This window comes from Streptomyces sporangiiformans (assembly GCF_005768555.2).
GTDB lineage: Bacteria > Actinomycetota > Actinomycetes > Streptomycetales > Streptomycetaceae > Streptomyces > Streptomyces sporangiiformans.
Genome location: NZ_VCHX02000159.1, coordinates 56,764 through 69,412, shown reverse-complemented (window position 1 = coordinate 69,412; position 12,649 = coordinate 56,764). Strand labels below are relative to the sequence as shown.

Here is a 12,649-nt window from a genome sequence, read left to right as displayed (position 1 = left end):
GAGTGGGCGACGTCCTGCCCGCCGCCGCGGCACAACTTCCTCACCATGCCGCGTATTCGCAGCGAATCCCCGGCGTTCGACCTGCACCACCCGGAGATCGCGGCGCTCGACCAGCTCGAGAACGCCCCGCACGGTGAGAAGTCCCTCGCTGGTGGCAAGGAGGCCGGCAAGTGAAGATCCAGGGCAAGATGTTCATCTGGCTGTCCGTCTTCATCCTCGCCATGGCGATCGTCTACGGCGTGTGGTCGAAGGAGCCGGCCGGCACCACGGCGCTCTTCCTGGCCTTCGGCCTGAGCATCATGATCGGCTACTACCTGGCCTTCACGGCCCGGCGGGTCGACGTGGGCGCCCAGGACAACAAGGAGGCCGACGTCGCGGACGACGCCGGCGAGGTCGGCTTCTTCAGCCCGCACAGCTGGCAGCCGCTCTCCCTCGGCATCGGCGGCGCGCTCGCCTTCATGGGCGTCGTCTTCGGCTGGTGGCTGCTCTACTTCTCGGCCCCGATCATCATGATCGGCCTGTGGGGCTGGGTCTTCGAGTACTACCGCGGTGAGAACCGCACCCAATAACACGCGCTGAGCGCACGGGAACCCGGACACTCCGACAGGAGGGTCCGGGTTCCCTCGTTTGCCCCGCTCGTGTCACCCGCATGGGTCACTCGCCGCGCCGGGGGCGGTGGGCGTTCCTACGTTGAGGTCATGAGCTACTCACCGCGAAACCGCACGGTCGTCAGTTGCACCCTCTTGGTGGTAGCGCTCGGCGCGGGCGTCACGGCCTGCAGCTCCGACGGCCACCCCCTCTCGGCCACACCGTACGACGCGGCCGGACAGATCTCCTTCAACGCCCCGGCGGACGACGGCAAGAAGGTCAACCCCGACAAGCCCCTGGAGATAACCGCCCGGGACTCCGACGGGCGCATCACCGACGTGACGGTCACGGACGCGGCGGGACGCTATGTGAGAGGCGAACTCTCCGCCGACGGCGGCCAGTGGCACAGCACCTCGCCGCTCGCCGCGGGCGACCGCTACACCGTGCGGGTGAGCACGGAGAACGAGGACGGGGCTCCCGGCCGCAAGGTCCTCGCCTTCGACACCAGCAGGCCCGCCAAGAAGAAGTTGCTCAACGTGAAGTTCGGCCCCGAGGCGGGCAAGTACGGCGTGGGCCAGCCCGTCACGGCTGAACTCAGCGCCCCCGTCAAGGACAGGGCCGCCCGGGCCGTCGTCGAACGCGCACTCAAGGTCGAGTCGACGCCCGCCGTGTCGGGCGGCTGGCACTGGGTGGACGCGAAGACCCTGCACTACCGCCCCATGGAGTACTGGCCCACACACGCCACCATCCGGGCGTACAGCGACCTCGCCGGCGTCCGGGTCGCCGAGCGGCTCTGGGGCGGCAAGGCGAAGCCCTTGAAGATCACCACGGGCGACCGCGTCGAGGCCGTGACGGACGCCGCGTCGCACACGATGTCGGTCTACAAGAACGGCGAAGTGATCAAGGAGATCCCCGTCACCACCGGCAAGCCCGGCTTCGAGACCCGCAACGGAGTCAAGGTCGTGCTGGCCAAGGAGTACTTCGTACGGATGCGCGGTACCAGCATCGGGATAGCCGAGGGCAGCTCGGAGTCGTACGACCTGCCCGTGTACTACGCGGCCAGGGTGACCTGGAGCGGCGAGTACGTGCACGCCGCGCCCTGGTCCACCGGCTCCCAGGGGTCCGCCAACGTCAGCCACGGCTGCACCGGGATGAGCACCGCGAACGCCGCCTGGTTCTTCGAGGCCGTTCGCCCCGGCGACGTCGTCAAGGTGATCAATTCGAACGGCAACGTGATGGAGTCGTTCGGCAACGGCTTCGGGGACTGGAACCTCGACTGGCAGGACTGGCGCAAGGGCAGCGCCCTGATCGCCGCCACCCCGGACGGCCCGAATCCGGTGGACCGGGCCCGCCTGCGCCCCGAGTCCGTCTGAGGCGCGCCCCTCCCTTCAGGAGCGAGGGGGCCGACCGAGCCCTCAGGCGCTCATGGCGGCGGCCCTGCGCCGCAGCAAGGAGGCCAGCGCCGAGGCGAACTCCACCGGCTCCACCGGCAGGGTCACCGCCGCGTCCGCACGGCTCCAGGTGGCGAGCCACGCGTCCTGGGGCCGGCCGATGAGCAGCAGGACGGGCGGGCAGTTGAAGATCTCGTCCTTGATCTGGCGGCACACTCCCATACCGCCCATGGGCACGGCCTCGCCGTCCAGCACGCAGACGTCGATCCCACCCTTGTCCAGCTCACGCACCACCGCCGCGGGCGTCGCGCACTCGACGAACTCGACCTCGGGAACGTCACCGGCCGGCCTGCGGCCGGTGGCGAGCCGTACCTGCTCCCGGGTGTTGGAGTCGTCGCTGTAGACCAGCACCGTGGCGGTCGGCTGCATTGTTCCTCCGAGACGTTGAGTTCTGCCGTCGTGCGGACATGGACCGATGCGCGGATGCTACTCCCTCAACCACCTGATCCACACCCGTTCCGACAGGGCTTCGACAGGCCGTATGAGCAGGGCACACCCCGCGGACACTCCGAACGGGACCCCCGGGAGTGAGGGCGGGATAAGCGACCGACATAATGTCGGCGTGGCGACAGCAACGACAGTAGAAACCGGGCACGCGCACCCGTCGGTCAATCGGCCGAACCTCACCAGCGTCGGAACCATCATCTGGTTGAGTTCCGAGCTGATGTTCTTCGCGGCCCTCTTCGCGATGTACTTCACCCTGCGATCGGTGACCGGGCCGGATCACTGGAAGGAAATGGCGTCCAGCCTGAACTTCCCGTTCTCCGCGGCCAACACCACGATCCTGGTGCTTTCCTCCCTCACGTGCCAGCTCGGCGTGTTCGCCGCCGAGCGCGGCGACGTGAAGAAGCTCCGGGGCTGGTTCATCGTCACCTTCATCATGGGTGCGATCTTCATCGGCGGTCAGGTCTTCGAGTACACGGAGCTGGTCAAGCACGAGGGCCTCTCGCTCTCGTCCGACCCCTACGGCTCGGTGTTCTACCTGACCACCGGCTTCCACGGCCTGCACGTGACGGGTGGTCTCATCGCCTTCCTGCTGGTCCTCGGGCGCACCTACGCGGCCCGCAGGTTCACGCATGAGCAAGCGACCGCCGCCATCGTCGTGTCCTACTACTGGCACTTCGTCGATGTCGTCTGGATCGGCCTCTTCGCCACGATCTACATGATCAAGTAGCCGGGCCCGCTCCCGCGCACATTCCAGAAGCACCGACGCAGAAGATCCTGACACCGGGGTAATCCGTGAAAAAGCTCTCCGCACGACGACGCCATCCGCTGGCGGCGGTCGTCGTCCTACTCATCGCGCTGGCGGCCACCGGGGGGCTGTACACCCTGTTCGCGCCCGCGGACAAGGCCAAGGCCGATGAGACCGCCCAGTCCCTCGCCATCGACGAGGGCAAGAAGCTCTACGCCGTGGGGTGCGCCAGTTGCCACGGCACCGGCGGTCAGGGCACCACTGACGGGCCCAGTCTGGTGGGTGTGGGCGCCGCGGCCGTCGACTTCCAGGTCGCCACCGGCCGTATGCCGGCGCAGCAGCCCGGCGCTCAGGTGCCGAAGAAGAGGAACATCTACTCGCAGGCCGAGATCGACCAGCTCGCGGCGTACATCGCCTCGCTCGGTGCCGGTCCCTCCGTGCCGACCGAGAACCAGTACAACCCCGAGGGCGCGGACATCGCCGAGGGCGGTGAGCTCTTCCGTACGAACTGCGCGCAGTGCCACAACTTCACCGGCAAGGGCGGCGCGCTGACGACCGGTAAGTACGCCCCGACGCTGGAAGACGTCGACCCCAAGCACATCTACGAGGCCATGCAGACCGGCCCGCAGAACATGCCGTCCTTCCCCGACACGACGCTGACGGAGAAGAACAAGAAGGACATCATCGCGTACCTCGACGCGGTCAACAGCGACAAGTCGGAGAGCCCCGGCGGTCTTGAGCTGGGCGGCCTCGGGCCGGTCAGCGAGGGCCTGTTCGGCTGGATCTTCGGTCTCGGCGGACTGATCGCCGTCGCCGTGTGGGTCGCCGCCCGGACCGCAAAGGCCAAGAAGTCATGAGTAGCCAAGACACCCCAGAAGAGAACCTGCCCGCCGAGCGGGCCGCCGACGACAGCGAGCACGGCGCGGTAGCCGTCCCGGGCGAGAAGAATCCCTTCGCGGACCCGGGACTGCCGCCGCACGAGCACCGCATCCAGGACATCGACGAGCGGGCCGCCAGGCGGTCCGAGCGCGCGGTCGCCTTCATGTTCACGTTGTCGATGCTGGCCACCGTCGCCTTCATCGCCTCGTTCGTGGCGGTCCCGGTAGACAAGTCGATCTACGTCTTCCCGCTCGGGCACATCAGCGCGCTCAACTTCGCGCTGGGTATGACCCTCGGCGTGGCGCTGTTCTGCATCGGCGCGGGCGCGGTCCACTGGGCCCGCACCCTGATGTCCGACGTGGAGCTCGCCGACGACCGGCACGCGATCGAGGCGGAGCCCGAGGTCCGGGCGAAGGTCATGGACGACTTCCGCCAGGGCGCCAAGGAGTCCGCGCTCGGCCGTCGCAAGCTGATCCGCAACACGATGTTCGGCGCGCTGACCCTGGTCCCGCTGTCCGGCGTCGTCCTGCTGCGCGACCTCGGTCCGCTGCCGGAGGACAAGCTGCGGCACACGCTGTGGCGCAAGGGCAAGCTGCTCGTCAACATGAACACGGACGAGCCGCTGCGTCCCTCCGACGTCGCCGTCGGTTCACTGACCTTCGCCAAGCCCGAGGGCCTGGAGGAGCACGACCACGATTTCCAGAACGAGATCGCCAAGGCGGCCCTGATGATCGTCCGGCTGCAGCCGGAGAACATCAAGGACAAGCGCGAGCTCGAGTGGTCCCACGAGGGCATCGTTGCGTACTCGAAGATCTGCACCCACGTCGGTTGCCCGATCTCCCTGTACGAGCAGCAGACGCACCACGTCCTCTGCCCCTGTCACCAGTCCACCTTCGACCTCTCCGACGGTGCCCGAGTGATCTTCGGCCCCGCTGGTCACGCCCTGCCGCAGCTGCGCATCGGTGTGAACGACGAGGGCTACCTCGAGGCGCTCGGCGACTTCGAAGAGCCCGTCGGTCCTGCTTTCTGGGAGCGCGGATGAGCACTGCAAACGACGATCGCCGCAAGGCACCCGCGGGCGAGCGGGTCGCCGACTGGGCCGACGGCCGCCTGGGGATCTACTCCCTGGCCAAGGCCAACATGCGCAAGATCTTCCCGGACCACTGGTCCTTCATGCTGGGTGAGATCTGCCTCTACAGCTTCATCATCATCATCCTCACGGGTGTGTATCTGACGCTGTTCTTCCACCCGTCGATGAACGAGGTGGAGTACCACGGCAGTTACGTCCCGCTCCAGGGCCAGCTGATGTCGGAGGCGTTCGCCTCCACGCTGGACATCAGCTTCGATGTGCGCGGCGGTCTGCTCATCCGGCAGATCCACCACTGGGCCGCGATCATCTTCCTGGCCGGCATGTTCGTGCACATGATGCGCGTCTTCTTCACCGGCGCCTTCCGTAAGCCGCGTGAGATCAACTGGCTGTTCGGCTTCCTGCTGTTCGTCCTGGGCATGTTCACCGGTTTCACCGGCTACTCGCTCCCGGACGACCTGCTCTCCGGCACCGGTGTCCGCTTCACACAGGGCGCGATCCTGGCCACGCCGGTCGTCGGCACGTACATCTCGATGTTCCTGTTCGGCGGGGAGTTCCCGGGCGGCGACTTCGTCGCGCGGTTCTACTCGATCCACATCCTGCTGCTGCCGGGCATCATGCTCGGGCTCGTGGTCGGCCACCTGATCCTGGTCTTCTACCACAAGCACACGCAGTTCGCGGGCCCCGGACGTACGAACAAGAACGTGGTCGGCATGCCGCTGCTGCCGGTCTACATGGCCAAGGCCGGAGGCTTCTTCTTCCTGGTCTTCGGTTTCATCGCCATGCTGGCCGCTGTCGCGTCCATCAACCCGATCTGGGCCCTGGGCCCGTACCGTGCGGACCAGGTGTCCACGGGCGCCCAGCCCGACTGGTACATGGGCTTCGCGGAGGGCCTCATCCGGGCCATGCCCGGCTGGGAGATCAACCTCTGGGGGCACACGCTCGTCCTGGGCGTGTTCATCCCGCTGGTGCTCTTCGGTCTCTTCCTCGGGATCATCGCGCTCTATCCGTTCATCGAGTCCTGGATCACCGGGGACAAGCGCGAGCACCACATCCTGGACCGCCCGCGCAACGCCCCGACGCGTACCGCCTTCGGTGTCGCCTGGGTCACCGCCTACATGATCATGCTGATCGGTGGTGGCAACGACATCGTCGCCACGCACTTCCATCTGTCGATCAACGCGGTCACCTGGTTCGTCCGGATCGGGTTCTTCGCCGGACCGGTCATCGCGTTCGTCGTCACCAAGCGGATCTGTCTCGGCCTGCAGCGCCGCGACAAGGACAAGGTGCTGCACGGCCGCGAGTCGGGCATCATCAAGCGCCTGCCGCACGGTGAGTTCATCGAGATCCACGAGCCGCTCAGCCAGGAGCAGCTGCACGTGCTCACCGCGCACGAGCAGTACCAGCCGGCGGAGATCGGCCCGGCGGTCGACGAGAACGGTGTCGAGCGCAAGGTGAAGGGTTCGCAGAAGCTGCGGGCCAAGCTCAGCGAGGCGTACTACGGGGACGACAGCCAGATCCCCAAGCCGACCGCCGAGGAGTACCGGGAGATCACGAGCGGCCACGGCCACCACTGATCTTCCGATCGTTTCGCCACGGCTGGAGCCCCGTCCATTGTCCGGACGGGGCTCTTTGCCGTGCCCGGGCTGGATAGGGTGTTTCCATCCCAACAGGAGTCCCTTTTCGGGACCGCACCCCAGGAGCGGCATATGAGCGCTGTGCACCCCGCTGGAGGCGACACCGCGGCGGTCCGCTCCTGGCCCGCACTGCTGAATGGCCTGCTGGCCGGGCGCGACCTGAGTGCCGACGACACGGCCTGGGCGATGGACCTGATCATGCAGGGCGAGGCGACCGACGCGCAGATCGCCGGGTTCGCGGTGGCGCTGCGGGCGAAGGGGGAGACCGTCGAGGAGATCACCGGGTTCGTGCGGGCGATGTACGAGCACGCGAAGGTGATCGAGGTGCCGGGCGAGACGGTCGACATCGTCGGTACGGGCGGGGACGGGGCCAAGACGGTCAACATCTCCACGATGTCCGCGATCGTCCTCGCCGGTACCGGGGCGAAGGTCGTCAAGCACGGCAACCGGGCGGCTTCCTCGGCGTCCGGGGCCTCGGATGTGCTGGAGAAGCTCGGGGTGAATCTCGAGCTGACGCCGCAGCGGGTGGCCCAGGTGGCCGAGGAGGCCGGGATCACCTTCTGTTTCGCGGTGAAGTTCCACCCGGCGATGCGCCATGTGGGAGCCGCGCGGGGGCAGTTGGGGATCCGTACGGTCTTCAACTTCCTCGGCCCGCTGACCAACCCCGCCCGTGTGAAGGCCCAGGCCATCGGTGTCGCCGATGCGCGGATGGCGCCCATCATGGCCGGTGTCCTCGCGGAGCGCGGCAACTCGTCCCTGGTCTTCCGGGGCGACGACGGCCTCGACGAGCTGACCACCACCTCCACCTCTCGGGTGTGGGTGGTACGGGACGGGAAGGTCCAGGAGGAGGCCTTCGACCCGCGGGAGGTCGGCATCGAGCTCGTGTCGACGGAGGCGCTGCGTGGCGCCGACGCCTCGTACAACGCGGACGTCGCCCGGCGGCTGCTCGGCGGGGAGACCGGGCCGGTACGTGACGCGGTTCTGCTGAACTCGGCGGCCGCCCTGGTGGCCCTGGAGCCGGGCTCCGGTCCCCTCGCGGACCAGCTCCGCACCGGGATGGCGAAGGCGGCGGAGTCCATCGACTCCGGCGCGGCGAAGAGGACGCTGGATCGCTGGGTTGCGGCGACGAACGCGTGACGCCTCGGGCGGCGGGCGGCAGNCGACGAACGCGTGACGCCTCGGGCGGCGGGCGGCAGTTTCCTCGCCCCCGCCGCCCCTACCCGTCCCATCCTGTACCTGGGGGCTGCGCCCCCAGACCCCCGCTATCGGCCTGAACGGCCTCGTCCTCAAACGCCGGACGGGCTGAGAATCAGCCCCTCCGGCGTTTGAGGAGCGGGGTCTGGGGCGGAGCCCCAGGGGATGGGAATGGGTAGGGGCGGCGGGGGCGAGACAACCGGCCAGGACCGCCCCCGCTGTCCCGGCATTCGGACAGCGGACTTGCGCCCCGAAGATCATGTGGCAGGATGCTTCCCAGGTCATGAGCGACAGCCATAAGGCCCCGGCCGGCTGTCCGGCAACCCTCCGTCCGTGGCGGGGTGCCCCGGGTGAAGACCAGGCCGTAGGCAGCAAGGTCTGCGGCAAGCGCGGACCCCTCGCGTCACCAGGGGTCCTGGTCGTTCGAGGGAGCCTTCTGTGAGCAAGCGAATGCGATAGGGCGTCGAGCCCCGCCTCCGCGTACCTCTTTTCCTCTTTTCCTCCTTTCCCTGTGCTCACGGGAGTTCGCCATGTCTGTCCTCACCGCTGCCGCCGCCTCGTCAGTTCGTACCCCTCTGCCCGTTCTGGGGCGGGACGTCACCGTCCCCCTCGTCACCGGCGGCGAAGTCACCTACGCCGCGCTCGACTACGCCGCCAGCGCCCCGGCCCTCCAGCGGGTCTGGGACGACGTCGCCGCGTACGCCCCCTACTACGGGAGCGTGCACCGCGGGGCCGGGTATCTGTCCCAGCTGTCCACCGATCTCTTCGAGAAGGCGCGGACGACCGTCGCCGAGTTCCTCGACTGCCGGGACGGGGACCAGGTCGTCTTCACCCGCTCCACCACCGACTCGCTCAACCTGCTCGCCGCCGCCCTTCCCGCCGGCTGCCAGGTCTTCGTCTTCGAGACCGAGCACCACGCCTCGCTGCTTCCCTGGCGGAACGCCGACGTCACCTACCTCGACGCGCCGCGCACTCCCGAGCAGGCCGTCGCCACGCTGGAGCGTGCCCTCGCCGAACGCGAGCAGGGGCCCGCCCTCGTCTGCGTCACCGGTGCCTCGAACGTCACCGGCGAGCTGTGGCCCGTACGCGAACTGTCCGCCGCAGCGCACGCGCACGGTGCGCGGATCGTGCTCGACGCCGCCCAGCTCGCGCCTCATCACCCCGTGTCCGTACGGGAGTTGGACGTCGACTGGGTCGCCTTCTCCGGGCACAAGCTGTACGCGCCCTTCGGTACGGGCGTGCTCGCCGGGCGCGCCGACTGGCTGCGTGCGGCCGAGCCGTACCTCGCGGGCGGCGGCGCCAGCCGCAAGGTCGCGCGTCGGGCGGACGGGGGAGTGGATGTCGAGTGGCACGACAGCGCGGCCCGGCACGAGGCGGGGTCGCCCAACGTCATCGGTGCCCATGCCGTCGCCTCCGCCTGCAAGGCCCTGGCCGAGGAGGGCTTCGATCGGCTCGTCGCGCGGGAGCGGTATCTGATCCGGAAGGTCCGGGAAGGGCTCGCCGAGGTGCCCGAAGTGCGTGTTCTCTCGCTCTTCGGGGACGACGCGCCGCGGGTGGGCGTCATCTCCTTCGTCGTCGAGGGCTGGAACAGCTCGCACCTCGCCGCCGCGCTCTCCGCCGAGTACGGCATCGGCGTACGCGACGGCCTCTTCTGCGCCCACCCCCTCGTCCGTACCCTCCTCGGCAGCGAACCGCAGATCCAGGGCGAGTGCGGCGCACCCGAGGCCGCGCCCGGCGAGAAGTCGCTCAACGCGATCCGGGTGAGCTTCGGCGCGGGTACGCCGGACGAGCACGTGGAGCGGTTCGTGGGCGCGGTCAAGGAGCTCGTGACCGAGGGCGCGCGGTGGAACTACCGTACGGAGGACGGGCGTTGCGTCCCGGACACTTCCGCCGCCGGCGCCGCCGCCGGAACAGCTGCTGCCCGAACCGCCGCTGCCTGAACCGGTAGCCGGGCGCCCAGCAGAATCATCCTGAGGGCGCGCTCGGTCGCGTCGGTGAGGAACTCGCTCCCGCGGACCAGGGCCTCGGCCAGGGCCATCGGGGCGGGCAGGATCGCGGTGCAGGCGTCCACGCCCGGCACCTCGTGCGCGCCCTCGCCTAGCGTGCCCGCGAGGGCGAGGACCGGACGCCCGTGCAGCTTGGCGCGACGGGCCACCTCGGCGGGAACCTTGCCGCGCGGCGTCTGGTGGTCCAGGGCGCCCTCGGCGGTGAGGACCAGGTCGGCGCGAGCCAGTCGCGCGTCCAGGTCGAGGTGGTCCAGGAGGACGTCGAAGCGGGGGAGCAGGCGGGCGCCGAGGGCGGCGAGGCCCGCGCCCAGGCCTCCGGACGCGCCGGTTCCGGGGCCGCCGTACAGATCGGTGCCGGTGACGCCGAGGTCGCGGGTGAGGACGTACGCCCAGTTCTCCAGACCCGCCGACAGCTCCTCGACCTGTGCGGGGGTGGCGCCCTTCTGCGGGCCGAAGACGCGGGCCACGCCGCGTTCTCCGCACAGCACGTTGTACGGGTTGCAGGCGACCAGCAGCTCCACCTCGCTGAGGCGGGGGTCGAGACCGGTCGCATCGATACGGCTCAGCCGCGACAACTCCCGTCCGCCGAAGGGAAGTTCAAAGCCGTCCATGTCGAGCAGCCGGGCTCCGAGCGCCTGGAGCGCGCCGGCACCCCCGTCCGAGGTACCGGAGTCGCCGCAGCCGACGAGGACGCGCTGTACGCCCTTGTCGAGCGCGGCGCGGATCAACTCGCCGACGCCGTACGTGGTGGTGGCGCCGGGATCGCGCAGGCTGTGCGGGACGAGGGAGAGGCCGGCGACGGCCGCCATCTCCACCACCGCCGTGTCGACAGAGCCGGAGCCGGAGCCGGAGTTGGAGTTGGAGTTGCAGCCGGAGGAGCTGGAGCCGGAGGAGCCGGAGCCCAGGAGCGCGAAATGGGTGCCGACGGTCTCACCGAGCGGGCCGGTGGCGGGCAGGGCGACCAGACGGCCGCCGGTGGCCGAGGCGAGCGCCCGGGCCGTGCCCTCGCCGCCGTCCACGAGCGGGATCAGGTCGACCTCGGCGTGCGGCACGACACGGCGTACGCCCGCCGCGATGGCGTGGGCGGCGGCCTGGGCGGACAGGGACTCCTTGAAGCCGCTGGGGGCGACGGCGAAACGGGTCAGCATGGGAGGGACTCCTTCGGGACGCTTCAGGGCTTCAGAACGGGCACGCCCAGCAGTGGCCATACGGCGAGGGCGAAGAGCAGGACGAGAGCGGCGGTCAGGGGCGCCAGCACGGCGGACAGACGCAGCAGGTCGCGCGGGGTGTAGGTCGGTGTGCCGGGCAGGTCGGCGAAGAGCGTGACGGGCTTCGCCGAGGCCGGGAGCGTGTGGCAGAAGCCCGCGGCCGCGGTGGACGCCAGTGCGGCTGCCACCGGGTTGACCCCGGCACCCACGGCGGCCGCGACGACCAGCGGAACGAGGACGGACGAGCGGGCCGAGCGGGACTGGAGCACGAGATGCGCCGCCGTGCTGAGCGCGATGACGAACGCGAGGAACGCCCAGGGCTCCACCTTGACGGGCAACCCGTCGACCAGCCACTTCGCCGCTCCCGAGTCCGCGAGCGCGACGCCCATCGCCATCGTCGCCGCCATGAAGAGGAGCAGCGACCAGGGGACGGTCTTGAGGGCGTCCTTGAGACGTACGGTGCCGAGGGCCGGCGAGGACGCGACCACCGCGCCGATCAGCGCCACGACGGCCGGGGACACCTGGTGGAGCGGCTCGCTGCACCACAGGATCACCACCGTGGCGAGCAGCAGCGCACAGCGGGACTCGGAGGGTGACCACGGCCCGGCGACCGGCTGCTCGCTGTGCCGCTGGATGTCGTCGGCCGTGATGTGTACGGGACTTCGGCGGTCGGCGCGCCGGGTCGTCGTCAACAGCACGACCTCCGCCGCCAGATGGGAGGAGGCAACGGCCAGCGGCAGCCCGAGCAGCAGCCACTGCGTGAAGCCGACCCGGTCACCGGTGGCCTCCCACAGCACCGACACCGTGATCAGATGCGCTCCAGCCCCGATCAGGGTCGCCACCGCGGACAGAAGGATCACGGTCGGAAACAGCAGCGCCAGCATCACGACCAGTCGCTTTCGGTCGGCCAGGACCTTGGCGAGCGCGAGGAACACCGGCAGCGCGAGCGCCGCCCGGCCGGAGGTGGCGGGTACCGCGAAGGCCGTCACGACCAGCGCCGCCGTGGTCAGATGGACCAACTGCCGTACCCCGCGCGCCCCTCCCACCAGGAACGCCGCGGCCCGCCCGGCGAGCCCCGTCCGGGCCACCGCCGCCGCGAGCACGAAGGCGCAGATCAGCAGCCACACGGTCGAGTCGCCGAGGGTGCCGAAGAGCGTCTCGCTGCTGATCACCCCGGTCACCGTGAGCGCGAGTCCCGCCCCCAGGGCGATGTACGTGTCGTCGATCGGTGTACCGATCCAGGCGCAGGTCGCCAGTACGAACACGGCGAGCGTCAGCCGGGCGTCACCGCCGAGCCCGGGGAAGTTGCCGGGCACGATCAGCAGGGCGCAGATGCTCAGGGCCACGCAGAGGGCCGCGGCATTTCGGAAGTTCAGGCTCACGACACTCAGCGTTCAGGCGTGCCGT

General features: G+C 69.5%; 11 protein-coding genes and 1 riboswitch. Of the genes, 8 read left to right on the top strand and 3 right to left on the bottom strand.

All coding sequences use genetic code 11. The features are described 5' to 3' along the window. Positions 1 to 170: 170 nt before the first annotated feature. Together FGD71_RS26165 and FGD71_RS26160 are read left to right on the top strand one after the other, a co-directional pair. Positions 171 to 569: a cytochrome c oxidase subunit 4 gene (locus tag FGD71_RS26165; RefSeq protein ID WP_119102976.1), complete on the top strand. Its 399-nt coding sequence runs from the start codon at positions 171 to 173 to the stop codon at positions 567 to 569. A gap of 129 nt (positions 570 to 698) precedes the next feature. Next, complete coding sequence (locus FGD71_RS26160; RefSeq protein ID WP_119102975.1) at positions 699 to 1,961, top strand: L,D-transpeptidase; 1,263 nt, start codon at positions 699 to 701, stop codon at positions 1,959 to 1,961. Positions 1,962 to 2,003: 42 nt separating this feature from the next. Here the strand turns inward: FGD71_RS26160 and FGD71_RS26155 are convergent, their stop codons facing one another. Continuing rightward, complete coding sequence (locus FGD71_RS26155) at positions 2,004 to 2,408, bottom strand: response regulator (RefSeq protein WP_119102974.1); 405 nt, start codon at positions 2,406 to 2,408, stop codon at positions 2,004 to 2,006. 193 nt (positions 2,409 to 2,601) lie between these two features. On the opposite strand from FGD71_RS26155, the gene ctaE reads away from it, so the two are divergent. From ctaE to FGD71_RS26125, 6 genes are all read left to right on the top strand, one after another. Next, positions 2,602 to 3,213, top strand: a complete 612-nt coding sequence (ctaE, locus tag FGD71_RS26150) for an aa3-type cytochrome oxidase subunit III (RefSeq protein WP_119102973.1) — start codon at positions 2,602 to 2,604, stop codon at positions 3,211 to 3,213. Between the two features lie 65 nt (positions 3,214 to 3,278). Then, on the top strand, positions 3,279 to 4,088 hold the full coding sequence (gene qcrC, locus FGD71_RS26145) for a cytochrome bc1 complex diheme cytochrome c subunit (protein WP_119102972.1): 810 nt from the start codon (positions 3,279 to 3,281) through the stop codon (positions 4,086 to 4,088). Next, positions 4,085 to 5,152: a cytochrome bc1 complex Rieske iron-sulfur subunit gene (qcrA, locus tag FGD71_RS26140; protein WP_119102971.1), complete on the top strand. Its 1,068-nt coding sequence runs from the start codon at positions 4,085 to 4,087 to the stop codon at positions 5,150 to 5,152. The genes qcrC and qcrA overlap by 4 nt, the downstream gene beginning before the upstream one ends. Beyond that, on the top strand, positions 5,149 to 6,774 hold the full coding sequence (qcrB, locus tag FGD71_RS26135; protein ID WP_119102970.1) for a cytochrome bc1 complex cytochrome b subunit: 1,626 nt from the start codon (positions 5,149 to 5,151) through the stop codon (positions 6,772 to 6,774). Before qcrA ends, qcrB begins: the two co-directional genes overlap by 4 nt. A gap of 132 nt (positions 6,775 to 6,906) precedes the next feature. Further along, entirely contained in the window at positions 6,907 to 7,971 is a 1,065-nt protein-coding gene (trpD, locus tag FGD71_RS26130; protein ID WP_119102969.1) for an anthranilate phosphoribosyltransferase, read from the top strand. 336 nt (positions 7,972 to 8,307) lie between these two features. Then, a riboswitch (SAM riboswitch) is annotated at positions 8,308 to 8,424 on the top strand. A gap of 134 nt (positions 8,425 to 8,558) precedes the next feature. Further along, complete coding sequence (locus FGD71_RS26125; protein ID WP_119102968.1) at positions 8,559 to 9,968, top strand: aminotransferase class V-fold PLP-dependent enzyme; 1,410 nt, start codon at positions 8,559 to 8,561, stop codon at positions 9,966 to 9,968. On the opposite strand, the gene FGD71_RS26120 is transcribed toward FGD71_RS26125, so the two are convergent. Beyond that, the gene (locus FGD71_RS26120; RefSeq protein WP_119102967.1) at positions 9,878 to 11,182 is read right to left on the bottom strand and encodes a glycerate kinase family protein; all 1,305 of its coding nucleotides are present in this window, start codon (positions 11,180 to 11,182) and stop codon (positions 9,878 to 9,880) included. The two genes, FGD71_RS26125 and FGD71_RS26120, sit on opposite strands and share 91 nt — an antisense overlap. Before the next feature lie 23 nt (positions 11,183 to 11,205). Beyond that, on the bottom strand, positions 11,206 to 12,618 hold the full coding sequence (locus FGD71_RS26115; protein ID WP_119102981.1) for an SLC13 family permease: 1,413 nt from the start codon (positions 12,616 to 12,618) through the stop codon (positions 11,206 to 11,208). Positions 12,619 to 12,649: the final 31 nt, after the last annotated feature.